This window comes from Geothrix fermentans DSM 14018, assembly GCF_000428885.1.
GTDB lineage: Bacteria > Acidobacteriota > Holophagae > Holophagales > Holophagaceae > Geothrix > Geothrix fermentans.
This window is the reverse complement of sequence record NZ_AUAU01000009.1, coordinates 65,328-87,928: the sequence shown is the minus strand read 5'-3', so window position 1 is coordinate 87,928 and position 22,601 is coordinate 65,328. Positions and strand designations below refer to the sequence as shown.

General features: G+C 68.5%; 20 protein-coding genes. 12 read left to right on the top strand and 8 right to left on the bottom strand.

Going from position 1 to position 22,601, the window contains the following annotated elements; translation table 11 throughout:
* The first annotated feature begins 12 nt into the window (after nucleotides 1-12).
* Genes G398_RS0103965 through G398_RS16115 form a run of 5 tightly spaced genes read left to right on the top strand, consistent with a single transcriptional unit; the run spans nucleotide 13 to nucleotide 5,151 of the window.
* A complete protein-coding gene (locus G398_RS0103965; protein WP_026852625.1) occupies nucleotides 13-1,863 on the top strand; it encodes an aldehyde ferredoxin oxidoreductase family protein in 1,851 nt (616 codons plus the stop codon).
* A gap of 15 nt (nucleotides 1,864-1,878) precedes the next feature.
* Nucleotides 1,879-3,123, top strand: a complete 1,245-nt coding sequence (locus G398_RS0103960) for an NAD(P)/FAD-dependent oxidoreductase (protein ID WP_026852624.1) — start codon at nucleotides 1,879-1,881, stop codon at nucleotides 3,121-3,123.
* A complete protein-coding gene (locus G398_RS0103955) occupies nucleotides 3,120-3,374 on the top strand; it encodes a MoaD/ThiS family protein (RefSeq protein ID WP_026852623.1) in 255 nt (84 codons plus the stop codon). Before G398_RS0103960 ends, G398_RS0103955 begins: the two co-directional genes overlap by 4 nt.
* On the top strand, nucleotides 3,374-3,649 hold the full coding sequence (locus tag G398_RS16120) for a hypothetical protein (protein ID WP_052571382.1): 276 nt from the start codon (nucleotides 3,374-3,376) through the stop codon (nucleotides 3,647-3,649). The genes G398_RS0103955 and G398_RS16120 overlap by 1 nt, the downstream gene beginning before the upstream one ends.
* Nucleotides 3,650-3,678: 29 nt before the next feature.
* Nucleotides 3,679-5,151, top strand: a complete 1,473-nt coding sequence (locus tag G398_RS16115) for an MFS transporter (RefSeq protein WP_084511957.1) — start codon at nucleotides 3,679-3,681, stop codon at nucleotides 5,149-5,151.
* A gap of 34 nt (nucleotides 5,152-5,185) precedes the next feature.
* On the opposite strand, the gene G398_RS0103940 is transcribed toward G398_RS16115, so the two are convergent.
* The gene (locus G398_RS0103940; RefSeq protein WP_026852622.1) at nucleotides 5,186-7,192 is read right to left on the bottom strand and encodes a sigma-54-dependent Fis family transcriptional regulator; all 2,007 of its coding nucleotides are present in this window, start codon (nucleotides 7,190-7,192) and stop codon (nucleotides 5,186-5,188) included.
* A gap of 288 nt (nucleotides 7,193-7,480) precedes the next feature.
* On the opposite strand from G398_RS0103940, the gene G398_RS0103935 reads away from it, so the two are divergent.
* Nucleotides 7,481-9,211, top strand: a complete 1,731-nt coding sequence (locus tag G398_RS0103935) for an aldehyde ferredoxin oxidoreductase family protein (RefSeq protein ID WP_026852621.1) — start codon at nucleotides 7,481-7,483, stop codon at nucleotides 9,209-9,211.
* 15 nt (nucleotides 9,212-9,226) lie between these two features.
* Nucleotides 9,227-9,451: a MoaD/ThiS family protein gene (locus G398_RS0103930; RefSeq protein WP_026852620.1), complete on the top strand. Its 225-nt coding sequence runs from the start codon at nucleotides 9,227-9,229 to the stop codon at nucleotides 9,449-9,451.
* A 10-nt stretch (nucleotides 9,452-9,461) separates the two neighbouring features.
* Here G398_RS0103930 and G398_RS21870 read toward each other — a convergent pair whose 3' ends face one another.
* From G398_RS21870 to G398_RS0103910, 4 genes are read right to left on the bottom strand one after another with little or no spacing between them, the layout of a single operon-like run.
* Nucleotides 9,462-10,163: a PilZ domain-containing protein gene (locus tag G398_RS21870; protein WP_026852619.1), complete on the bottom strand. Its 702-nt coding sequence runs from the start codon at nucleotides 10,161-10,163 to the stop codon at nucleotides 9,462-9,464.
* Between the two features lie 13 nt (nucleotides 10,164-10,176).
* On the bottom strand, nucleotides 10,177-10,917 hold the full coding sequence (locus tag G398_RS0103920) for a metallophosphoesterase family protein (protein WP_043483485.1): 741 nt from the start codon (nucleotides 10,915-10,917) through the stop codon (nucleotides 10,177-10,179).
* Nucleotides 10,918-10,945: 28 nt separating this feature from the next.
* Nucleotides 10,946-12,097: a thiamine phosphate synthase gene (locus G398_RS19270; RefSeq protein WP_052571380.1), complete on the bottom strand. Its 1,152-nt coding sequence runs from the start codon at nucleotides 12,095-12,097 to the stop codon at nucleotides 10,946-10,948.
* 9 nt (nucleotides 12,098-12,106) lie between these two features.
* Complete coding sequence (locus tag G398_RS0103910; RefSeq protein ID WP_026852617.1) at nucleotides 12,107-13,894, bottom strand: ABC transporter ATP-binding protein; 1,788 nt, start codon at nucleotides 13,892-13,894, stop codon at nucleotides 12,107-12,109.
* A gap of 71 nt (nucleotides 13,895-13,965) precedes the next feature.
* Here G398_RS0103910 and G398_RS0103905 point away from each other — a divergent pair, with 71 nt between their 5' ends.
* From G398_RS0103905 to G398_RS0103890, 4 genes are read left to right on the top strand one after another with little or no spacing between them, the layout of a single operon-like run.
* The gene (locus G398_RS0103905; protein WP_026852616.1) at nucleotides 13,966-15,717 is read left to right on the top strand and encodes a M28 family peptidase; all 1,752 of its coding nucleotides are present in this window, start codon (nucleotides 13,966-13,968) and stop codon (nucleotides 15,715-15,717) included.
* Nucleotides 15,714-16,778, top strand: a complete 1,065-nt coding sequence (locus tag G398_RS19265) for a 3-dehydroquinate synthase (RefSeq protein WP_052571379.1) — start codon at nucleotides 15,714-15,716, stop codon at nucleotides 16,776-16,778. The genes G398_RS0103905 and G398_RS19265 overlap by 4 nt, the downstream gene beginning before the upstream one ends.
* Entirely contained in the window at nucleotides 16,771-18,642 is a 1,872-nt protein-coding gene (locus tag G398_RS21865) for a tetratricopeptide repeat protein (protein ID WP_026852615.1), read from the top strand. Before G398_RS19265 ends, G398_RS21865 begins: the two co-directional genes overlap by 8 nt.
* 2 nt (nucleotides 18,643-18,644) lie before the next feature.
* Nucleotides 18,645-19,109 (top strand): hypothetical protein, encoded by a 465-nt coding sequence (locus G398_RS0103890; RefSeq protein WP_026852614.1) that lies wholly within the window; start codon nucleotides 18,645-18,647, stop codon nucleotides 19,107-19,109.
* Between the two features lie 35 nt (nucleotides 19,110-19,144).
* On the opposite strand, the gene G398_RS0103885 is transcribed toward G398_RS0103890, so the two are convergent.
* The 3 genes from G398_RS0103885 to G398_RS0103875 form a co-directional block, all read right to left on the bottom strand.
* A complete protein-coding gene (locus G398_RS0103885; RefSeq protein WP_026852613.1) occupies nucleotides 19,145-19,849 on the bottom strand; it encodes a type 1 glutamine amidotransferase domain-containing protein in 705 nt (234 codons plus the stop codon).
* A 245-nt stretch (nucleotides 19,850-20,094) separates the two neighbouring features.
* A complete protein-coding gene (locus G398_RS0103880; RefSeq protein WP_026852612.1) occupies nucleotides 20,095-20,808 on the bottom strand; it encodes an alpha/beta fold hydrolase in 714 nt (237 codons plus the stop codon).
* Nucleotides 20,809-20,883: 75 nt separating this feature from the next.
* Nucleotides 20,884-21,300 carry a hypothetical protein gene (locus G398_RS0103875; protein WP_026852611.1) on the bottom strand — a complete coding sequence of 139 codons (417 nt, stop codon included), beginning with the start codon at nucleotides 21,298-21,300 and terminating at the stop codon, nucleotides 20,884-20,886.
* Between the two features lie 258 nt (nucleotides 21,301-21,558).
* Between G398_RS0103875 and G398_RS16100 the strand changes: the two genes are divergently transcribed.
* Nucleotides 21,559-22,197, top strand: a complete 639-nt coding sequence (locus G398_RS16100; RefSeq protein WP_052571378.1) for a TetR/AcrR family transcriptional regulator — start codon at nucleotides 21,559-21,561, stop codon at nucleotides 22,195-22,197.
* Nucleotides 22,198-22,601: the final 404 nt, after the last annotated feature.

Sequence of the window (22,601 nt, the reverse complement as noted above, 5' to 3'; positions counted from 1 at the left end):
GGAGCGACTGCCATGGCATGGACCAAGAACGTTCTCCGCGTGAACCTCGAGGCCGGCACCTGCACCACGGAGCCGCTGAACCTGCAGTGGGCCCAGGATTACCTGGGCCAGCGGGGCCTCGCCACCAAGTACCTCGTGTCTGAGATCGATCCCAAGGTCGATCCCTTCTCCCCCAAGAACAAGCTCATCTTCGTGACGGGCCCGCTCACGGGCACCATGGCCGCCACGGGCGGACGCTATTCCGTGGTCACCAAGGGACCGCTCACGGGCGCCATCGCCTGCTCCAACTCCGGCGGCTACTTCGGCGCCGAGCTGAAGTTCGCGGGCTGGGACATGGTGATCTTCGAAGGCGCCTCGCCGAAGCCCGTCTACCTCCTCATCAATGACGGCCAGGCCGAGCTGGTGGACGCCTCGCACCTGTGGGGCAAGACCGTCTGGGAGACCGAGGAGATCATCAAGACCCAGCTCCAGGACCCCCAGATCCGCGTGGCCTCCATCGGCCGGGCGGGCGAGAACCGCGTGCTCTACGCGGCCATCGTGAACGACCTGCACCGCGCCGCGGGCCGCTCCGGCGTCGGCGCCGTCATGGGCTCCAAGAGCCTCAAGGCCGTGGCCGTGCGCGGCACGCGCACAGACGCCTACGCGCCTGCGAACCCCGAGGCCTTCTTCGCGGCCACGGAGGCCGGCAAGAAGGTGCTGGCGGCCAACGGCGTGACAGGGCAGGGGCTCCCCACCTACGGCACCCAGGTGCTCATGAACGTCATCAACGAGCTGGGGGCGCTGCCCACGCGCAACCACCGCGAGGTGCAGTTCGAGGGCGCCCACGACATCTCCGGCGAGGCCATGCACGAGAAGCGGCCCACGGACGGCAAGACCAACCTCGTCACCAACGGCGCCTGCTTCGGCTGCACCATCGCCTGCGGCCGCATCTCCCGCATGGATCCTGGCCACTTCAGCGTCAAGGACAAGCCCCAGTACCACGGCGCCTCCGGCGGCGTGGAGTACGAGGCCGCCTGGGCCCTGGGCGCCGCCAACGGCGTGAACGATCTGGAGGCCCTCACCTACGCCAACTTCCTCTGCAACGAGGACGGCTTCGATCCCATCACCTTCGGCGCCACCGTGGGCGCGGCCATGGAACTGTACGAAATGGGCGTCCTTACGGAGCAGGAGGTGGGCTTCAAGCTGCCCTTCGGCTCCACGGAGGCCATGGTCAAGCTGGCGGAGCTGACGGCCCGCGGCGAGGGCTTCGGCAAGGTCATGGGCCTGGGTTCCAAGCGGCTCTGCACGAAGTACGGCCACCCCGAGCTATCCATGACCGTCAAGAGCCAGGAGTTCCCGGCCTACGACGGCCGCGCCCTCCAGGGTATGGGCCTGGCCTACGCCACCAACAACCGGGGCGCCTGCCACCTGCGCGGCTACATGGTGTCCCCCGAGGTGCTGGGCATCCCCGTGAAGATGGAGCCCCAGGCCACCGAGGGGAAGCCCGCCATGCTCAAGGCCTTCCAGGACCTCACGGCCGTGGTGGACTCCGCGGGCATCTGCCTCTTCACCACCTTCGCCTGGGGCCTCCAGGACATCCAGCCCCAGATCCAGGCCGCCTGCGAAGGCGACTGGTCCGAAGAGCGCCTGCTCCTGGTGGGCGAGCGCATCTGGAACCTGGAGCGGGAGTTCAACCTCGCCGCCGGCTTCACGAAGAAGGATGACAACCTGCCGCCGCGCCTTCTGAAAGAGCCCGCCCAGACCGGTCCCCAGAAGGGTGCCGTGTCGAAGCTCGACGTCATGCTCCCCGAGTACTACCAGCTGCGCGGTTGGACTCCGGAAGGCGTTCCCACCGCCGAGACGCGGAAGCGCCTCGGCGTCTGAGCGGCGGGGCCTCCCATGCGACACCTCATCATCGGAAGCGGGCCTGCCGGCGTCATCGCCGCGGAGACCCTGCGCAAGGCCGCCCCCGCCGCGGAGATCACCCTCCTCTGCGGTGAGGGCGAACCGCCCTATGCCCGCATGGCCATCCCCTACCTGCTGAAGGGGGAGATCGACGAGGCGGGCACCCACATCCGGAAGGATGCGGACCACTACGACCGCCTCCGCATCAACCTGGTGCAGGCCCGGGCCAGGGCCATCGACATCGCCAACCGCACCGTGGACCTGGGCGGCGGGCGCAGCCTGTCCTTCGACCGGCTGCTCATCGCCACGGGCTCGCACCCCAGCCTCGAGACGATCCCGGGCATGGACCTGCCCGGTGTCCACAGCTGCTGGACCCTCGAGGACGCCCGGAGCATCCTCGCCAAGGCCCGGCCCGGCACCCGCGTCGTCCAGATGGGCGCGGGCTTCGTGGGCTGCATCATCATGGAGGGCCTGCTGTCGCGCGGCGTGGACCTCACCATCCTCGTCCGGAGCGGGTACATGGTGCGGCGCATGATGAACCCCACCGCCAGCAGCCTGATCCGCAGCTGGTGCGAGGCCAGGGGCGTGAAGATCCTCACCCGCACCCAGCCCCTCGGCATCACGGCGGGCGATGGCGCCCTCCAGGTGACCCTGCCGGATGGACGGACCCTGCCGGCGGACCTCTACCTCAGCGCCGTGGGTGTGGACCCCAACCTCGACTTCCTGGCGGGCAGCGGCATCGACGTGGACCGCGGGATCCTGGTGGACCCCACCATGCAGACCAGCGTCGCCGGCATCTACGCCGCCGGGGACGTGGCCGAGGCCACGGACTGCCTCACGGGCCGGCGGCAGCTCAACGCCATCCAGCCCAATGCGGTGGAGCAGGGGCGCATCGCGGCGCTGAACATGGCCGGGAAGCCCGCCCAGTTCCGGGGCAGCTTCGTCTTCAACGTGCTCACCACCCTCGGCCTCGTCTCCTCTTCCTTCGGGGAGTGGCAGGGCGTGCCCCAGGGAGAGTCCACCGAGGTCCTGGACGAGGCCCGCTACCGCTACCTGAACCTCCAGTTCGAGGGCGACCGCCTGGTGGGCGCGAACTGCGTGGGCTTCGCTGACCACGTAGGCGCCTTCCGGGGCCTCATCGAAGGCCGCGTGCGCCTGGGCAAGTGGAAGCAGCGCCTGCTGGACGACCCCACCCGGATCATGGAGGCCTACCTCGCCGCGGCGCACAAGGTGGCATGAAGATCACCCTCAAGCTGTTCGCCTCCCTCGCCGTCCACCTCCCGCGGGCGGCCCGCTCCCGCCACAGGACGGACCTGGAGGTGGAGCCCGGCGCCACCGTGGCCGACGTGATCCTCCAGCAGAGGATCCCGCCGGGCCAGTGCGCCATCGTGCTGGTGGACGGCGTCTGGGTGGCCCCGCCGGAGCGGGCGGCCCGGGTACTGGCCGAAGGCGAGGTCCTGGCCATCTGGCCGCCCGTGGCCGGCGGCTGATGGACCTCCGGCTGGAGATGACCCTCAGCCGCGAGGAGTTCCTGCGCCTCCTGCCGGGGGCCGTGGGAGCCTTCACGGAGGAGGATGGCGGCTTCCGGGGAGGCGACGGTTCGCGCCGCTGGCAGATCCGGCTCGATCTCCTGCCGGACCTCCGGGTGGGGCGCGTGGTCCTGCCCCGGCACCGGGTCGAGATCCGCCTCGAAGGCTATGCGGAGAGGGAGGCCGAGGCCTTCATGGCCCGCTTCCACCGGGGCTTCCAGCGGGGCGGGGGCTAGAAAACCCGAAGGTCCCGTATAATCCCCGGATGCCCACTCAGCGCTCCTCCGGAATCCTCCGCTCCTTCCCGCCGGTCTTCTGGCTGGCGAACGTCATGGAGCTCTTCGAGCGGGCCGCCTACTACGGCCTCAACTCGGTGCTCGCGGTCTACCTCACCAATGAGGTGGCCAAGGGCGGCCTGGGCTTCACGGAGCAGTCCGTGGGCTTCCTCCAGAGCCTCATCTACGCCATCACCTACGTGGTGCCCATCGCCGGGGGCGCGCTGGCGGACCGCTACGGCTACCGGCGCATGCTGATGTTCGCCTTCTCGATCCTCACGGCCGGCTACTTCGTGGCCGGGAACATGACCGCCTACGGGGCGGTGTTCGGCGCCCTGCTCGTCATGGCCACGGGCGCGGGCCTCTTCAAGCCCATCATCTCGGGGACGCTGGCCCGCACCACCACGGAGGAGAACTCCGGCTTCGGCTTCGGCATCTACTACTGGATGATCAACATCGGGGCCTTCCTCGCGCCCCTGGTGGTGAGCGTGCTGAAGGGCTTCTCCTGGCGCTACGTCTTCATCGCCTCGGCCCTCTACTGCGCGGCCATGCTGGTGCCCACGGTCTTCCTCTTCAAGGATCCGCCGAAGCCCGCCAACACCAAGAGCCTGAAGGAGGTCGCCCACGGCGCGGCCATGGTGCTGGGTGACGCCCGCTTCATGCTGATGATCGTGGTCTACTCGGGCTTCTGGATCCTCTACTTCCAGAACTTCGGATCGGTGCTCTGGTACCTGCGCGACTTCGTGGACGCCACGCCCGTGAACCGCTTCTTCGCCTCCTTCGGCGTGCCCCTCAAGTTCGACGCAGAGCACGTCACCGTGGTCAACGGCGGCACCATCATCCTGCTGCAGGTGCTGGTGAGCCGCATCGTCAAGAAGGTCCGGTCCCTGCCCACCATGGTCTCGGGCATCGTCATCGGCACCCTCGGCTTCCTGTGCCTGGCGGCCTCCACCAACGTGTGGGTGTTCATCCTGGGCATCTCGGTGTTCTCCATCGGGGAGATGACGGCCCATCCGAAGTACTACAGCTACGTGGGGCTGGTGGCGCCGGCGGACAAGAAGGCCGTCTACATGGGCTACGCCTTCCTCTACGGCGTCATCGGCAGCCTCATCGGCTCCAGCCTGGGCGGCGCCCTGTACGGCGCCATGCTGAAGCCCCTGGTGGGCCAGCCCGGCGGCCCCGCCGCGGCGCGCACCTTCTGGCTGCTCTTCGTGGCCCTCAACGTGGTGGCCGCCGTGGGGCTCATCCTCTACGACCGCTTCTTCGCAGAGGACACGCCGGAGACCAACGAGAAGGCCCGGAAGATCATGCTGGGGATCTACGTCCTGCTGCTGGCCGCCGGCGCCCTGTTCGTCTGGACGGCGGTGTCCGGGCCCCAGGTGTCCTACAAGACCCTCGTCCAGGCCGTGATCATGCTGGCCCTGGGCGGCGGCGGCGCCGCCGTCAGCCTGCGCAAGGCCTGATCTTCGGGGAAGCGTTCTGCCTCCGGGGCCGGAGTCAGGCCTCCGGGGCGGGGCTCCCGTCCTGGAAGCCCAGCTTCTCCAGCTTCCGGTACAGCGTGGTCCGGCCCATGCCGAGCTTCCGCGCGGCCTGGCTGAGGTTGCCCTTGCAGGCGCGGAGGCAGGCGAGGATCTCCTGCTGTTCTTCAGCGGCGAGCACGGATCTGAGCCCGGACGCCCCCAGGGGAGCGGTGGGGCGAGGGGCCCCGGGCAGCTGTTCCGGCGGGCCCTGGAGCTCCTCCGGGATCTGCTCCACCGACAGGACCGGTCCCTGCGCCGCATGGACCATGCGCTCCACGACGTTCTGGAACTCGCGGATGTTGCCGGGCCACGGATGGCGCCGGAACACCTGGACCACCTGCGGATCGATCCTCAGGGCGGGACCCTTCTTGGCGGCGGTGATCTTGCGGACGAAGGACTCCAGCAGCTCCGGGATGTCCTCGGTGTGCTCCCGCAGCGGGGGCAGCTTGATCATCGAGACGTTCAGCCGGTAGTACAGGTCCTGGCGGAAGGTCCCCTTCCGGACCTCCTCGAGCAGGTCCTTGTGGGTGGCGCAGATGATCCGGACATCCACCACCAGGGACCTGTCCCCGCCGATCCGCGTGATGGTGCGGTCCTGGAGCACCCGTAGCAGGGCGATCTGCTGCTCCAGGGGCATGTCCCCGATCTCGTCCAGAAAGAGGGTCCCGCCGCTGGCCAGCTCGAACTTGCCCGGCCGGCCTCCGCGGGCGGCGCCGGTGAAGGCGCCTTCGTGGTACCCGAACAGCTCGCTGGCGATCAGCTCCCGGGGGATGGCGCCGCAGTTCACCGCCACGAAGGGCCCGTTCCGCCGCGCCGACTGGTTGTGGATGGCCTGGGCGAAGAGCTCCTTGCCCGTGCCGCTCTCGCCGGCCAGCATCACGTTGCTGTCGTTGCCGGCGGCCATGTGGCCCAGGTGGACCGCCTTCCGGATCGCCTCGCCGTGCCCCAGGACGTCCTCGAAGCGGAAGGCCGCCTGGGCCCCGGCGAACCGGTTCACGAGCCGCTTGATCTTGAGGATGGGGTTGGCGAAGAGGACCGCCCCCTGGATCACGCCCTCGTCGTCGAGGATCGGGCGTCCGCTGACGATGCACTGGATGGCGCCCCGGCCCGACTGCAGTTCCATCTCCTGGTCCAGGAACTCGCGGCCCCAGGCCAGGAGGTCCTGGATCGGCGCCGCCTCCCGGACAAGGTCGGCGGCCCACTTGCCGGCCATCTGCCGGCTGGTGACGCCCAGCAGCCGCTCGGCCACGGGATTGGCCTGGGCGAGGGACCCGTCGGCGGCCAGCACGATCACGCCGTCGCTCACGGTACCGAGGATGCTCGCGAGCCGCTTGTTCAGGAGCATGAGCTCGAGGTTCTTCCTCCCCAGCTCCAACTGGTGCTGGATGGCCGCGACGGAGGCCATCACCAGGCCCTGCGTGTGCAGGTGGGTGCCGCCCACGGGGCCGGAGAGCTCCAGGAGGCCCGTCGTTTCGCCGTTCCGGTCGAGGATGGGTGCGCCCGTGCAGGTCCACTTGTGGTGCTTCCGGCAGAAGTGCTCCGGCCCGGACACCTGGAAGGTCCGCCCCAGGACGAGCGACGTGCCGACCCCGTTGGTGCCCACCTCGTCCTCGGTCCAGCAGGCGCCGGGAGCGAGGTTCAGGTCGTCATAGGCCAGGATCCACTCGGGTTCGGCCACCGTCTCCAGGAGGGTGCCGTACTCGTCGAGCAGCAGGACCACGAACCCGGTTCCGGCGACGAGGTTGAACAGGTCCTGCATGAAGGGTTTCGCCACCTCGATGAGGGCGCGCTTCCGCTCCTTGAGGCGGGTCAGGGCCTCCGGATCGAGGGTCCGGGTGGAGCGCCCCGCGTGGGGATCCACGCCAGCCGCGCGGCACCGCCGCCAGGAGGCCTCGATCTCGGGCCTCAGGAGGCCGGGTTCGAGCTCCCCCGTGGCCATGAACCGCTCCCAGATGGCCATCGCGTCCTTCACGGGTGCTTCCATGCAGCCTCCTCCCATCGCCGGGCAGGTCGAAGGACCTGGGCAGCCCGTGGAACGGTTTGGAACAACATGAACCACTGCGGAGCGAATTGGATCACATGTGGGGGCCCTTCCGCCGGACGGGAGGATGTTGGAGGGCTGGCCTTCAGAGGGTTTGATCGATTATTTCGCCGCCACGTCAGACGGCTGAAGGAATGGTGCTGCCTCGGCCGATGGCAAGGTCCGGTGCCAACGGTTCGGCATGCTTCATGCCGGATATCGAGATCTTCTTTCGATCCATCCGGAGGCCCCATGGACAAGCTCATCCGCGTCGACCTGACCCATCTCACCGTCCGCACCGAGGCCGTGCCGGAGGCCTGGCTCGGGCTCGGCGGGCGCGCCCTCACCTCGGCCATCGTGGCTGCGGAGGTCCCCCCCACCTGCCATCCCCTCGGCCCCAACAACAAGCTGGTCTTCGCGCCGGGCCTGCTGTCGGGCACGTCGGCCTCCAACTCGGGCCGTCTTTCGGCAGGGGCGAAGAGCCCGCTCACCGGCGGCATCAAGGAGAGCAACGTCGGCGGCACGGCCGCCCAGATGTTCGCCAAGCTGGGCATCAAGGCCCTGATCATCGAGGGCATTCCCGAAAAGGACACCTGGTACGGCCTCCACATCAGCCGGGAAGGCGTGGCCATCCGGGAGGATGGCACCCTCCAGGGGCTGGGGAACTTCGCGGTCCTGGAGGCGCTCCAGGCCAGGCAGGCGCGGAAGCTCGGCGTGATCTGCATCGGGCCCAGCGGTGAGTACAAGCTCTCGGGCGCCAACATCTCGGTCAAGGATCCTTCCGGCAAACTCCGGAGCCACGGACGGGGCGGCCTCGGCGCGGTCATGGGGTCGAAGCGGATCAAGTACCTCACCATCGACGACGAAGGCGCCCAAGGCCTCCAGATGGCCGATCCCGAGGCCTTCAAGGCGGCCTCCAAGGTCTTCACCAAGGCGCTGATGGAGCACCCCGTGAGCGGCCAGGGGCTCCCGACCTACGGAACCAACGTGCTCGTGAACATCCTCAACGAGGCCGGCGGCCTTCCGACCCGCAACTTCACCTACGGGCAGTTCGACGGCCACGAGCAGATCTGCGGCGAGACCATGCACGAGACCATCGTGGCCCGCGGCGGAAAACCGCGCCACGGCTGCCATGCGGGCTGCGTCATCCAGTGTTCCCAGGTCTACAACGACGCCCAGGGGCAGTACCTCACCTCCGGCTTCGAATACGAGACCATCTGGGGCCTGGGCGCCAACTGCTGCATCAAGGACCTGGATGACATCGCCACGGCCGACAACCTCATGGACGACCTGGGCCTCGACTCCATCGAGACGGCCGTCGCCTTCGGCGTGGCCATGGAAGCCGGACTGCTGGCTTGGGGAGACGGCAAGGAGGTGCTCCGCATCCTCCGGGAGGAGATCGGCAAGGGCACGCCCCTGGGCCGGATCATCGGCTCCGGCGCCGGCTCGGTGGGGCGCGCCTACGGGCTGACGCGGGTCCCCGTCGTCAAGAACCAGGCCATCCCGGCCTACGATCCCCGTTCCGTCAAGGGCATCGGCATCACCTACGCCACCACGCCCATGGGGGCGGACCACACGGCGGGCTACACCATCGCCACCAACATCCTCAACGTGGGCGGCCAGGTGGATCCCCTGAAGAAGGATGGGCAGGTGGAGCTGTCCCGGAACCTCCAGATCGCCACGGCCGCCGTGGACTCCACCGGCATGTGCATCTTCATCGCCTTCCCGGCGCTGGACATTCCCGAGTGCCTGCCGGCCCTCATCGACATGATCAACGCCCGTTTCGGGACCCGGCTGACGGGGGAGGATGTCACCGGCCTGGGCAAGGCCGTGCTGAAGACGGAGCGGGCCTTCAACCTGGCCGCCGGCCTGACGCCGGCCCACGACCGGCTGCCGGAGTTCTTCCGCACGGACCCCGTGGCGCCACACCAAGCCGTGTGGGACTTCACCGACGAGGAAGTGGACGCCTTCTGGGCGTTCTAGGCCCGCGGAGGCACGGTGGTCATCACGATCAAGCTCTTCGCCCACCTCCGCCACGGACGGTTCAAGGAGGACATCCGTCCGTGGCGGGAGGGCACCCGGTGCGGAGACATCGTCCGGGAGCTGGGGCTCCGGGCCGGCGAGCTGGGCATCGTCATGGTTAACGGGGAGCATGCGCCCCTGGACCAGGCCCTGGAGCCGCACGATGTCCTGGCGATCTTCCCGCTCGTGGGCGGAGGCTGATCAACCGGGTTCAGCCCTGCCGGAAGCCCTGGGAGCGGTCCGTGCGGCGGGCCTGGATGAAGCGGTGGATGGGCTCCAGGTCCACGTCCGGGCCCGGGGTCAGCACCACGCCGAGGCGGGTGGGATACTCCTGGCCCTCCAGGTAGGCCAGGTGCCTGACTTCGCCGGGGCAGTGGAGTTCGGAGCCGTCCGGCAGCTGGGCATCGATCTCCACGGGGGCATGGAGGTCCACCATGAGGACCTCCTCCAAGGCGAGACCCACGCCGGTTTCCGTGAGGTTCACCAGCAGGGCGTCGAGGGTGCGCCCGCCCAGGCCCACCCGGACCTTCAGGGGTGCCTGCTCCGGGGCCGCCACGCGCATATCCCGCCGGCGGTGCAGCTGCGCGGGCTCGCGGGGCCAGTCCAGGCGCAGGAGGGTGTCGCCGCCTTCATCGAAGAGAGGCGGGAGGAGGAGGGACTCGAGGGTGAGCACCTCCTCGCCCAGGAGCACCGTGAGGGTCACGGGCGTCCCTTCGGCGGGCACGGCATCGCGGGGGTGGATGCCGGAGAGGTCCAGCGTGGAGCCGGGGCGGAAGGCACGGATGCGGAGGTCCCCCAGGAGGCGGGAGGTGGCGGTCTGGAGCCGCAGGCTCGCCACCGCGCCGGTGAGGCGGGCCTGGATGAGGAACTGCTCCAGGACGGGGGCCGACAGGGCGGAGGTGGGGTATCCCATGGGGTGATGCCTTTCAAATGCCTTGGCTCAACCTGTCAGCCAGGTTGGGGTGCAGCCCTGCGGCCAGGATGGCCTTGGCGGCGCCATGCACATCGTACTCGAGGCGGAGGAGGCGCACCCGCCGCCGTTTCGGGTCATAGGTCATGAAGGAGAGCCTGGGGTCCCGGTCCCGCGGCTGGCCCACGGACCCGGGATTCATGAGGTAGCGGCACTGCGGCTGCATCTGGAACCACTCGCCGGGCTGGAGGCAGATCCAGGTGAGCCGCCCCTGCGTCTCGTCCAGCTCGAAGCAGCCGGGCAGGTGGGTGTGGCCGAAGAAGCAGAGAGGTCCTTCGAAGGCGTCGAAGGCCATGCCGATCTCGCGCATGTGGAGCAGGTAGGCGTCCTCGTCCCCCGGCGACCCGTGGGCGATCTGGTAGTCCCCGCCCACCCACTGGGGTCCCTCCGGCAGGTCCGCCAGGAAGCGCCAGTTGTCCTGGCGCAGCCGCTCCCGGGTCCAGTCCGCGGCCTGGCGGGCGGGCAGGCTGAAGGCGCCATCGGGCTCCAGGCCCGCGCACACCTTGTCGTGGTTGCCCCGGACCGCGAAGCGCGGCCGCAGCTCCCGCACCTTGTCCAGGAGCTGGTTGGGATGGGCCCCATAGCCCACCAGGTCCCCCAGCAGCACGAAGCGGTGGATGGCCCGCCGCCGCGCGAACCGCAGCACCGCCCGCAGGGCGTGCAGGTTCGAATGCAGATCGGAGAGGATCAGATCCAATGGGATATTCCTGGGGGAATGGTCCAGTCTACCAAGCCGCCATCAGGGCGGAGACAAGATCCTCGGGTCCCCGGCCGAAGGGGAGCAGGGCCGGGGCCAGGGACCAGGCCGCGGCCCGGGCGGCGCAGCGGGCCATGAAGGCGCTCCGGTCCTGGGCCAGGGGCCGCCGGGGGTCCCGGCCCACCCGCTCCCAGGCCCGCAGGGGCGGCTCTGCCAGCCAGAGCGGGGCGAACCCGGCCGCGGCCACGGCCTCGCGGTTGGCCGGCGTCTCCCAGGCGCCGCCCCCCAGGGCCACCACCGCGGGCGAAGCCATGAGGGTGGGCAGCAGGGCGGCCTCCAGGGCCCTGAAGGCGCCTTCGCCGCGCTGGGCGAAGATGGCATTCACCGGGAGGCCCTGGTCGGCTTCGATTACATCGTCCAGGTCGCGGAAGGGGAGAGCCAGGCGCTTCGCCAGGCGCCGGCCGAGGGTGCTCTTGCCGGCGCCGCTGCCGCCCAGGATCACCACGCCCTGCCCCGGCCGGAAGGGCGGCCGGACCCGCCATCGCGCCCGCTGGACCTCCCAGCCCAGGGTGGCGGGATCGGCGCTCCGGTGGACCTCGCCCACCATGGCCAGGGCCTCGGCCCCGGCCTCGAAGCAGGCGGCGGCGTCCGCGGGGCCCAGCCCCCCGATGGCGATGGGGGTGAGGCCCTGGGCCCGCAGGGCCGTGCAGCCGGCGCGCAGGCCCTCCAGCCCGATGGGAGCCGCATGGTCCGACTTGGTGGCCGTGCCCCGGAAGGGGCCCACCCCCGCGTGATCGCAAGCGGTGTCCGCCGCCTCCCACTCGGCCGGCGCATGGGTGGAGGCGCCGATGTGGCAGCGGCCCAGACCCGGGAGGCGGAGCGCTTCGGCCGCGGGCAGGTCCCCTTGGCCCAGGTGCAGGCCCCAGGGGGCGAGCCCCTCCTGGGCCGCCAGCATGGCCAGGTCCGCCCGGTCGTTCACGCAGATGAAGGGCCAGCCCCCGTTCGCCGCCGCGTCCGCCAGGGCCGCGCGAAGCTCGGTCCACTGGGCCTTCGCATCCAGGGGCTTCCCCCGGAACTGCACCAGCGGGAACCCCGCCTCCCCCAGCCGCCGGATCTGCGCCGACAGCGGCTCGGGGCGCGAGGCATCGGTGACGGGGTAGAGGGGCGGGAGGGGGAGCATGGCTCCAGTCTAGGCCGCTTCCGAATCCGCGAACTGCAGCCGCACGAGCTTGGCGTACACGCCGTCCTGGGCGATGAGGGCGTCGTGGTTGCCGCGCTCCACGAGGGCGCCCTGGTCCATGACCCAGATCTCGTCGGCGTCGCGGATGGTGGAGAGGCGGTGGGCGATGGTGAAGGTGGTGAGGCGGTGGCTCACATGCTCGATGACGTTCTGGATCTTGGCCTCGGTCTCGGAGTCGATGTTGGCGGTGGCCTCGTCCAGCAGGAGCACGGCGGGCTCGAGGTAGAGCATGCGGGCGAAGGCCAGCAGCTGCCGTTCGCCGGCGCTGAGCTTCTGGCCCCGCTCGCCCACCTGGGTGTCCAGGCCCTGGGGCAGGCGGGCCACCAGGCCCTTCAGCTGGCTCTGCTCCAGCACCGAGGCCAGGCGGGCCTCGTCCAGGGGGCGGTCCAGCACGATGTTGTCGCGCAGGGTGCCGGAGAACACGAAGACATCCTGGAGCACCAGGCCGAAGAGGTCCCGCAGGCTGCGGATCTTCAGGTCCCGCACGTCCACCCCGTCCACGGTGATGCGGCCCTCGTGCACGTCGTAGAAGCGCATCAGCAGGTTGATGAGGGTGCTCTTGCCGGCGCCGGTGTGGCCCACCACGGCGATGCGCTTGCCCTTGGGGATGGCGCCGCTGAGGTCACGCACCACCTTCCGGCCCCCCTCCTCGTAGGCGAAGGTGACGTTCTCCAGGCGGACTTCGTTCGCGAAGGCGGCGGGTTTCGCGTCGGGGGCCTCGGCGATCTCCTCCCGGTTGTCCAGCAGGCGGAAGATGCGCTCGCTGGAGGCCAGGGCCGTCTGCATCACGTTGTAGCGCTCGGCCAGTTCCCGGATGGGCCGGAAGAACCGCCCCGACTGCTGGATGAAGGCCAGCAGCAGGCCCCAGGTGATGGCCCCCGCCTGGAGCTTGAAGCCCGCGTAGAAGATGAGGGCGGCCAGCGTTCCCGAGGTGATGAACTCCACCACGGGGAAGAACACGGCGTAGGCGAAGATGGTGCGGAGGAAGGCCTGGAAGTAGTCCTCGTTCAGCTCCTTGAACTGGGCGCCGCTCCGCCCCTCCTGGGCGTTCACCTGCACCAGGCCCATGCCGGAGATCTGCTCCTGGAGGAAGGCGTTGATGCTGGCGTAGCGCCGCTGGGTCTCCCGGAAGGCCTCGCCGGCCCGGCGGCGGAAGAACTCGGTGGCGACCAGCAGGAAGGGGAGGATCACCAGCGCCACCAGGGCCATGCCGACGTGGGTCCAGAACATCCAGGCCACGATGGCCAGCAGCGAGAGGGCGTCCCCCACGATGGCCACGAAGCCCGAGGCGAACATCTCGTTGAGGTTCTGGACGTCGCTGGTGACGCGGGTCATGAGGCGGCCCACGGGATTCCGGTGGAAGAAGTCCGTGCTGCGGCCCATGAGGTGCGCGAACAGCTGCACCCGCAGTTCGAGCATGGCCTGCTGGCCCACCCGGGCCAGCAGGAAGTAGCGGGCGAAGCTCACCAGGAAGCCCGCGATGAGCACCCCGAAGAATCCCGCCACCATGGGCGCGGCGCCCTTCAGGCTGCCCTGGTCCATGAAGCGGTTGATGAGCCGCAGAGTCAGCTCCGAGGGCAGCACCTCCAGGAAGGCGCCGAGAGCCATGAGGACCAGAAGCGCCAGGAGCGCCGCCCACTGGGGGCGAAGGTAGCCCGCCAGGCGCCACAGCAGCGTGTGGCGCATGGGCCGCTGGTCCACGCGATCGGACTGGAAGAAGGCTTCCTGTTCGGACATGGGGCCATTCTCCCACAGGAATCCCCGGGATCCAGGCGGCGCCGCTACAGTAGAGAGAGCCTGGAGACGACATGGGCCCCTGGATTTCCGCCTTCCTTGCCGCCGCCCTCGTGGCGCAGGTGCCGCCGTCCGGGTCCGCGGCCGAGGGCCGGCTTCGCCGGGACGTGGCGTTCCTGGCCTCGCCGGAGCTCAAGGGCCGGGGCAACGGCTACCCGGAACTGGACCGGGCGGCCGCCCACATCCTACGGGAGTGGAAGGCCCTGGGCCTGAAGGCCGAGATCCAGCGCTTCCCCTTCATCGCGAAGGTGGCGCGGGAGGAGCAGGGCGCCCTGCTGACCCACGGCGAGGAGGAGCGGCCGCTCGTCTGGGGCCGGGACGTGGAGGCTGTCGGCTTCAGCGGGGACGCGGACTTCCGGCGGAAGCCCCTGGTCTTCCTCGGCCACGGGGTCCGGGTCCCCGGGGGCTACGACGATTTCGCGGGCATGGAGGTGAAGGACCGCGTGGTGGTCATCGCCCGGACCCTGCCGGATACGGACGGCTTCGCCCACCTGCCCCGGGGCGAGCGGAGCCTGCTGGCCCGGGTGAAGCGGCTGGAGACCGAGCGGGCCGCCGCGGTGCTGGTGCTGGAGGACGGCCCCGCCCGGCCCCTGCAGCGAGAGGAGGGCCCCGTGAAGCTGGACATCCCGGTGCTCAGCCTCTCGGTGGGCGCCCTCGGGGACGCCTGCGGAGACCTCCAGGCCCGGCTCAAGGCCATCCGGGACACGGGGAAGCCCGCCAGCCAGGACTTCATCTACGCCCCCTGGACCACCCTCACCCTGAAGCTGAAGCTGCACCGGGAGGAGGCCCAGGTGCCCAACGTGGTGGCCCTGATCCCCGGCCGCGATCCCCAGCTGCGGAAGGAATACATCGTCCTCGGCGCGCACCTGGACCACCTGGGCCTGGGCGAGCGCCACAGCCTGGGCGGCGCCGAAGCCCGGGGACAGGTGCATCCCGGCGCCGACGACAACGCCTCGGGCGCCGCCCTGGTGGTGGAGCTGGGGCGGGAACTGAAGGAGGCCCGGCCCCGGCGCTCCATCCTGCTCATGCACTTTGGGGGCGAGGAGGAGGGCCTGCTGGGCTCCAGCCACTGGATCCAGCACCCCACCCATCCCCTGGAATCCGTGAAGTTCATGCTCAACTTCGACATGGTGGGCCGCCTGGATCCCGCCGCCCCGAAGCTGCTGATGGGCGGCCTGGGGGCGCCGAAGTCCGCCCTGGAGGCCGCGAAGAAGCTGGCGCCCGCGGACTTCTCCATCAGCGCCGACGTGGGCGCGGCCGTGGGCGGCTCGGACCACATGAGCTTCTCCCAGGCGAAGATCCCCACCTTCTTCTTCTTCACGGGGATCCACGGCGAGTACCACCGCCCCACGGACACCGCGGACCGCATCAACTTCGCGGGCCTGGCGAAGCTGGCGGCCTATGGGCGGACCCTGGCCCTGGACCTGGCCGACGCCGAGACGGTGCCCGCCTTCGACCCCGAGACCGCCAAGATCGTGATGCGGGGCAACGGGGGCCCCATGCGGGTGGCCTTCGGCACGCTGCCGGACTACGCGGACAACCCGAAGGGCTTCCGCATCAACGGTGTGACCCGCGGTTCCACGGCCGAGGCCATGGGGCTCCAGGCCGGCGACATCATCATCCGGTTCGGTGGCAGGGCCGTGAAGAACATCTACGATTTCATGGACGCCCTCGGTGCCCACAAACCCGGCGACAAGGCCGTGGTCCAATGGCTCCGGGGAGACCAGACCATGCAGGCCGAGGCCACGCTGAAAGGCCGCTCATGAGGCTCGCCACGCCCACCGGATTCGCCACCGAGGTCTTCGTCCAGGAGACGCCGGATCCCGTGCTGCTGCCCGAGGGGCCCTGGACCCTGGTGGGCGACGTCCGCCTGCGCGAGGCCTGGACCGGCGCTGGCCTGCCGGAACCCAGCCACGCCCTCTGGATCTCCGTGTCCGAGGAGGAGAAGAAGCTCCGGACCATCCTCCCCTGGCTGGAGCACTGGGCCCGCGTGCCCCTGCACCGGGACGCCACGGTGGTCGCCCTGGGCGGCGGCGTCCTCTCGGATATGGCAGGCCTGGCCTCGGCCCTCTACCTGCGGGGCGTCGCCTGGCAGGTGTGGCCCACCTCACTGCTGGCCATGGCGGACGCGGCCCTGGGCGGCAAGACCGGCGTGGACCTGGCCGCGGGCAAGAACCTGGTGGGCGCCTTCCATGCGCCGCGCCGCCTGGTGGCCTGCACCTCCTTTCTGGAGACTCTCCCCGTCCGGCACCTGGAGAACGGCCGCTGGGAACTCGTGAAGACCGCCCTCATCCAGGGTGAGACCGCCTGGGCCACGGAGATGCTCCAGGACGGGCCCGTGCGGTTCGCCTGGGTGGAGCGGGCCCTGGCCTACAAGGCCGGCGTGGTGCATCGCGATCCCCGGGAGGCCGGCGAGCGGCGGCTCCTGAACCTGGGCCACACCCTGGGCCACGCCCTGGAGGCCGGCTCGGGCTACGGCCTGCTCCACGGGGAGGCGGTGGGACTGGGGCTGCTGGGCTCCTGCCTGCTGTCGGAGGAACTGGGTCTGAAGGCCTTCCCCGCCGCCTTCCTGGAAACCCTGGCCCGGCGGCTCGCACCGCTGGCGCCGCTGGTCGCCCCCTGGCCGGCCTGCCTGCCCCTGCTGCTCCGGGACAAGAAGGCCAAGCACGTCCCGGGGGCCGCCGAGGACGCTCCGGCCACGGAGATCCACTGCATCCTCCCGCGCTTCGGCGAACCCGCCATCCAGCGCACGCTGCCCCCCGGGGCCTGGGAATCCCCCCATGCCCGCCTCATCGATCTGCTTGAGCGGGAGGCCTCCCGTGCCTGACCTCCGGCATCCCCTCCTGGCCGCCCTCCTGGCGGCGAACCTAGCAGCGAACCTGGCGGCCGCCCCCCCGGAGGACGCCCGGGCGCTGATGCTGCAGGCCCGGGCCCTGCAGATCCGCGGGGGAGGCTCGGACCCCGTCGCCGCCGCCGCCATCTACAGGCGGGTGGCGACGCTGGTGCCGGAGAGCGCGGAGGTCCACCTCCGGCTCTCGGAGTCCCTCCAGGAGGCCCAGGACCCCCAGGGCGCCCTGGCCCCGGCCCGCAAGGCCGTGGCGCTGGCGCCCCGGAACGCCGAGGCCCGCGCCCACCTGGGCCTGCTCCTGTACCAGCTCTTCCAGAAGGACGAGGCCCTGGCGCCGGAGGCGGCCCGCGAGCTGCGGACGGCCGCGGCCCTGCTGCCCCAGGATCCCGAACTGTGGGCCCGGCTGGGCGAGGTGTCCGAGCGCAGGAAGGATGGCGAGGGGGCCCTGAACGCCTGGCTGCACCTGGGCCGCCTCCGCCCCAGCTTCCTGGGGGCCTGGGAACGGGCCGTCATCCACGCCCGGGCCCTCCAGAACTACGAGGGCCGGCGGGAGTCCGTGCTGGCCCTCAATGCCCGGAACCCCGACGAGCGCCACCTCCGCATGCTGGAGGAGCTGGCCCGGGACCAGATCCAGGCCGGCTACCTGGCCCACGCGGAGGAGAGTTTCCTGCTCCTGGCCCAGCACCTGCCGCAGGAGCCGGGGCTCTGGGAGAACGTGGCCCTGGTGCGGCTCCAGACCTCGCGGTTCGAGGAGGCCCTGGAGAGCCTGAAGCGGGCGGAGGCCCTGAAGGTGACGCCCCGGACGGCCTTCAACACGGCCCGCGCCCTCATGAACCTGGGCCGGTTCCAGGAGGCCGAGACCCGGCTGGCCGGCCTGCTCGCCGGGAAGATCCAGGACGACCTGATCGCCGATGGGGCCCAGGCGCTGTACGCCGAGACGCTGCTGCTCGAAGGCAAGGGCGGCGCGCTGCTGGCCTTCCTGAAAGAGCATCCCGGCCGCCCCCAGGTGGCCGGCGAGCTGCAGGTGTTCACCTGCCAGGCCCTCATCAGCCGCAACGACTGGAAGAGCGCCCTGGCGGCCCTCAAGGAGGGCATCGCGCGCTTCCCCAAGGTGCCCTTCTTCCAGCAGGCCGCGGAGCTTCCGCCCGAGTACCTGGAATACCGCTTCTTCGCGCGGAAGGAGACCCGCGCCGCCCTGGAACAGCTGCACCTGGAGGGCATGGCGGCCATCTGGTCCGAGTTCCGGCGCTGGGACAAGTGCCTGGTGGCGCTTGAGCGGGCCCGGACCCTGGGGCCGATCCGCAACGTGGACTTCCTGATCATGCAGAGCAGCGCCTACGACCAGCTGGGGCGCGCCGACGAATCCCTGCGGGTGCTCCGCGAGGCCCAGAAGGCCAGCCCGGGCAATCCCATGGTCCAGAACAACCTGGGCTACCTCCTGCTGGAGCAGGGCAAGGACCTGGAGGAGGCCGCCGCCCTCATCGAGGCCAGCGCCAAGGCCACGCCGGACAACGGCAACGTGGTGGACAGCCTGGGGTGGGCCCAGTTCAAGCTGGGGAAGCTGGCCGAGGCCGAGGCCACCCTCCGCCGCGCCGCGGAGCTGAGCCCCTTCAGCCCGGAAGTGCGCAAGCACTTGGGCGAGGTGCTGGAGAAGCAGGGCAAGCTGGCGGAAGCCGCCGAGCAGTGGGAGCGCGCGCTGGCCTTCGTCTTCCCGGACCGCCCCGCCCTGGAGAAGCGGCTGGGCGAGCTCCGGGTGCGCCTGGCCAAGGAACAGGCCCAGAAGGCCGTCGAGGTGCCGGGTTCCGTGCCGGATGCCGCCCCCGATGACGACGACGAGGACTGACCATGATGCCTTTCCAGACCCCTCCCGCGGACGTGGCGCCCGCCCCGGCCGCACCTGTGCGGGCCCAGTACGGCTGGGGCTACTCCGGGGCCAGCGGTGAGGGCGTCGGCACCCTGAACCTGCTCATGGAGCCCGGCTCCGGCCGCCTGGTGGCGGAGCTGCACGGCCTCGGGGAGCGACTGATGCTCCTGGAGGGCGACCGCGCCTCCGGCTACCACCTCCGGGTCCCCCGCCAGAAGATCGATCAGCGGGCCGCCACCCTGGCGGAACTGCCGCTGCCCTTCCTGCCCCAGGTGGCCAGCGTCGAGGCCCTGCTGCGCCTCCTCCGCCAGGGCGAAGGCCCCGGCGTGGCCGTCCTGAAGAAGGATGCCGCCGGCCCCAGGAAGCTCCACTGGCGGGGCCGGGATCCCCAGGGCAAGGACGAGCAGGTCTGGCTGGAGCGGAAGAGGTGGATGGAGGGGAAATAGAATCCCCTCGTCCGCATCTGCTGAAATCTGAAGGTTCAACGCTGCAGGTGCTTCCTGTCGCCTGTCACCAGGTCTGCGATGACAGTCGCTACTCTCCTCGCAGATGCCGGGTTTTGGCCAGTCACGAGTCGTCCGTCCTGGACCACGTGACCTTCAAATGGCTGTGCGTGCGAATGGATGGCCCCTTCCTCTCGGAGCGCATCATCGAGCATGAAGGGCACGTCCTCTCTTGAATGTCCTTCCTCTTCAGCCGTCGTGAAGGAGGTGACACGCTTCCCTTTCAGGAGCGACTCGCCGTTGGCGCGCGTCACACCCAGCAAGGCGACCGGCCCGTGGCAGACTGCCCCTACCACCCGCCCACTGTCATAGGCGCGTGCAATGACTGTTTTCACGAGCGGTGACGCCGCCATGTCCACCATCGGGCCAAGGCCCCCAGGAAAGAAGACCGCATCGTACTCCGTTGGATCGACCTCCGACAACACGAGGCTCTTGCCTAGCCGGACGAACCCGTCGCCCTTCCGGAATGCAACGCTGACAGGGTCGCTCGCGTCGTACCCATCTTCAGGCGGACGGCCTCCCTCGGGGCTAGCGAAGTCGATGTTCCACCCGCGCCTCACGAATTCGTCGTACGGGTTGGCGACTTCCGAGAACTCATAACCGGTGGGTCGGGCATTCGGCCCGATCACAGCCGCGTTGGTCAACACAAACAGGACCGAGGGCTTCGAGAGAGTTTCAGACATGGCGTTTCCTTCCTTTTCGAGGTTGCCTTAGGCCCGCACGTCGAGCCGTGCTGATGGTTCTATCCATCGACTTGCGGTGTGCGTGTCGGCTTTGTCCCGCAGCTTTGGAGAGCGCAGTGAGCGTCTATGTAAACAACGTCTCAGACCCACCGGACATGGTGATTTGATTTGCCATTGACGTTCCAATGCCGTTTCGGCTCGGTGGGCCTTGACGTGCCGCCCACCGAGCCTCGGCTTCGAATGCCTTACTTCCTAATCACTTCAAATAGGCTACTAGCTATTGATGTCATCGGAAAATGGCCGGATGCCAACGTAGACACCTGATCCACCTTCCAATTGGCGATCATTTCATCTTGCAGTGATGGTGAAAGCACCTTATCTAAACTCGCGCGCACGTAGTGCTTGCGAACCGATCCGAAATTGGCGGCGCTTAGCTGAACCGCCGCCATAAACGGTTGTGTCGCTTGTTTCATGGAAAGCTTGGGAATCATTTCACCGATGTGCGCGTCATCGGCGTCATGCAGCAAAATTTCACGGATGTCTTCCGCCCTGAGTGTTGCATAGGTTTGGCACTCAGAAAGGACCAGCTTCGATAGCAGTTGACCGTCCTTGTCGCTTTGCATCAGACCCATAGCCGTATCGCCGTTCTTCGGAAGCATTGCACAGACATAGACAAGTCGCTCAATCTTCTGAGGAATGCTTTCAGCCACTTGCGAGATGATCATCCCTGCCAGGGAATGTCCCACGAGAATCGCCTTTCCATCAACATCATTGACGGCGTCAGCCACCCTTTCGACATACGCATCCATGGTGACCTTGTTGATCGGCCTGAAGTTGTTCCCATGCCCAGGCAGGTCCGGTGTGAAGACTTTGCTTCCATCCGCGCGAAGCAACTTCTTTACCTCGTCAAATTCCGACCCTTCGCCCCATGCGCCGTGGACCATGACGTAGTTTTTCATTTCTCGCTCCAGTCATTGATGTAACTGTTTTATTGCAGCGGTCCAGTCACCGTTGCTTAAGGTTGAGCAATTTGACTAGCCCTTGCTAATCGCAGCCTTGATCTCGGTGTTGGTCATTGCCAGACCATTGAAATTCCAACCGCCATCGACAGCATGGAGGACGTTGACATAAATATTGTCCAGCGGTTGTTTGTGGCCAGAGAGCTCATGAATGATGTTGGTCGCGTCAGCAAAGAAGCCTTGCTGAACTTTTCGGTCGGCAAGCGCAAATGATGGCACTTTCCATTCAACCCAAGCTCCGGAGAATTCTTTGCCGCCAGAGAAAGTCAATTCCTTCGGCAACACATGGACGGTGGCGGTGATGTTGGCCGCCATCGTCTTGTTGCCGGCCAAACCGTGATGCTTCAGGAATGCTTCAGTGATTCGAGCAATGGCTTGTTTTTCAGTTCCCTTGGGCAAAACGCCCTCGGTGAGGGTGAGCGTGAGCGGCATGTCAAAACTCCTGTGGATTAGGTTGAACTTGCCGCTCGTGCGGCGAGTTCAACTCGTCAGATGGGGGATTGGAAAGGTGAATAGACACTCTACGGATGGGAACCACGGTCTAAGAGGTCTGCATGGCTACTCCCGCGGTCAAAAGAAAGGGGTGTGGATGGCTCGAGCGATCATTGGATAACGATCGTGATCGAATGATGGATGACGATCGTTATCCTGTCAAGTACACTGAAGGAAGTTTTTTGATGGGAGCACTCCATGCGTTACAAGCCGGAGCAGAAAGAGCAAACCGCCGCGAATATCCTCGCTGCGGCTGCGCGCGAATTCCGTCTGGGCGGCTTCGGTGGGACCGGGGTCGATGGATTGGCTAAGGAAGCCGGGGTGACTTCCGGTGCGTTCTATAAGCATTTTCCGTCGAAGACGGCCGCCTTCGAGGCCGCAGTCGTAGCGGGCCTGGAGGACTTCCGGCGCGGGATTGAGACCTTCCAGGCCGAGGGCGGAGACGAGTGGCTCACCGCATTGACGGACTACTACCTCGGCCTTGAGCACCGCGCCAATCTGGCCGGCAGCTGTGTCGTTCCAGGGCTTTCCGCCGAAGTGATTCGATCAACCGACGAAGTCCGTACGGTCTACCAGGTAGGCCTTGAGCGGATCGCTGCGGCAATGCAGCTCGGTTTTCCGGGTCTCGGTGAGCAGGAACGGAAGCAACGTTCATGGGCCCTTCTGGCCATGCTTACGGGCGGAGTGATCCTTTCCAGAGCGGTGCGTGGTGAGAAGGTCGCCAATGAAATCGCCGAGGCCGCCCATGACGCCGTGCTGGCACTTGGAGAAGCCTCGACAACCGGCCCAGCCACTCCGCCGGCACGGAAGAAGACCCAGCGCTCAAAGAAGGACTGAGAGTGTGTTTTAGAATTCGCACGAGCCGCGCTGGGAGTGCCGGGCGAGCATGGCTAGGACAGGGCCCGCAGGCATGGTGGTTCATGTCGAGGCCCTGGACGACGCCAGGCCCTCCACCTGACGCCACGCGATGCGTGGCTCCCGCTCGCAAGCTCGCGGAGGTGGAGCCTCCCCGCCGCCTCAGCCCGGAGGGACGGTGCCCAGCCGCGCGCCCAGCTGCGCCACCGCGGTTGGAGGATATCCCGCATCGCCCTGTGCGCGCTTCCTTCTCGGTATCGCCTTCGGCGATACACGAGACAAACTGATATCTGCTGGATCACGCGGCTGGCCGCCGTCGCGGCTCGCGGGAATTCTAAAACACACCCTGATTGGGCAAACCAGCAGGTGGATCACCGGTGAAGGAA

What these genes read in the sequence shown, in the direction of transcription:
- G398_RS0103880 (WP_026852612.1), bottom strand. Translation starts at nt 20,808, where the DNA reads ATGAAAAACTACGTCATGGTCCACGGCGCATGGGGCGAAGGGTCGGAA.
- G398_RS0103875 (WP_026852611.1), bottom strand. Translation starts at nt 21,300, where the DNA reads ATGCCGCTCACGCTCACCCTCACCGAGGGCGTTTTGCCCAAGGGAACT.
- G398_RS0103890 (WP_026852614.1), top strand. Translation starts at nt 18,645, where the DNA reads ATGATGCCTTTCCAGACCCCTCCCGCGGACGTGGCGCCCGCCCCGGCC.
- G398_RS0103955 (WP_026852623.1), top strand. Translation starts at nt 3,120, where the DNA reads ATGAAGATCACCCTCAAGCTGTTCGCCTCCCTCGCCGTCCACCTCCCG.
- G398_RS19270 (WP_052571380.1), bottom strand. Translation starts at nt 12,097, where the DNA reads ATGCTCCCCCTCCCGCCCCTCTACCCCGTCACCGATGCCTCGCGCCCC.
- G398_RS0103940 (WP_026852622.1), bottom strand. Translation starts at nt 7,192, where the DNA reads ATGGAAGCACCCGTGAAGGACGCGATGGCCATCTGGGAGCGGTTCATG.
- G398_RS0103885 (WP_026852613.1), bottom strand. Translation starts at nt 19,849, where the DNA reads ATGTCTGAAACTCTCTCGAAGCCCTCGGTCCTGTTTGTGTTGACCAAC.
- G398_RS0103935 (WP_026852621.1), top strand. Translation starts at nt 7,481, where the DNA reads ATGGACAAGCTCATCCGCGTCGACCTGACCCATCTCACCGTCCGCACC.
- G398_RS16120 (WP_052571382.1), top strand. Translation starts at nt 3,374, where the DNA reads ATGGACCTCCGGCTGGAGATGACCCTCAGCCGCGAGGAGTTCCTGCGC.
- G398_RS0103910 (WP_026852617.1), bottom strand. Translation starts at nt 13,894, where the DNA reads ATGTCCGAACAGGAAGCCTTCTTCCAGTCCGATCGCGTGGACCAGCGG.
- G398_RS21870 (WP_026852619.1), bottom strand. Translation starts at nt 10,163, where the DNA reads ATGGGATACCCCACCTCCGCCCTGTCGGCCCCCGTCCTGGAGCAGTTC.
- G398_RS0103905 (WP_026852616.1), top strand. Translation starts at nt 13,966, where the DNA reads ATGGGCCCCTGGATTTCCGCCTTCCTTGCCGCCGCCCTCGTGGCGCAG.
- G398_RS19265 (WP_052571379.1), top strand. Translation starts at nt 15,714, where the DNA reads ATGAGGCTCGCCACGCCCACCGGATTCGCCACCGAGGTCTTCGTCCAG.
- G398_RS16100 (WP_052571378.1), top strand. Translation starts at nt 21,559, where the DNA reads ATGCGTTACAAGCCGGAGCAGAAAGAGCAAACCGCCGCGAATATCCTC.
- G398_RS0103960 (WP_026852624.1), top strand. Translation starts at nt 1,879, where the DNA reads ATGCGACACCTCATCATCGGAAGCGGGCCTGCCGGCGTCATCGCCGCG.
- G398_RS16115 (WP_084511957.1), top strand. Translation starts at nt 3,679, where the DNA reads ATGCCCACTCAGCGCTCCTCCGGAATCCTCCGCTCCTTCCCGCCGGTC.
- G398_RS0103965 (WP_026852625.1), top strand. Translation starts at nt 13, where the DNA reads ATGGCATGGACCAAGAACGTTCTCCGCGTGAACCTCGAGGCCGGCACC.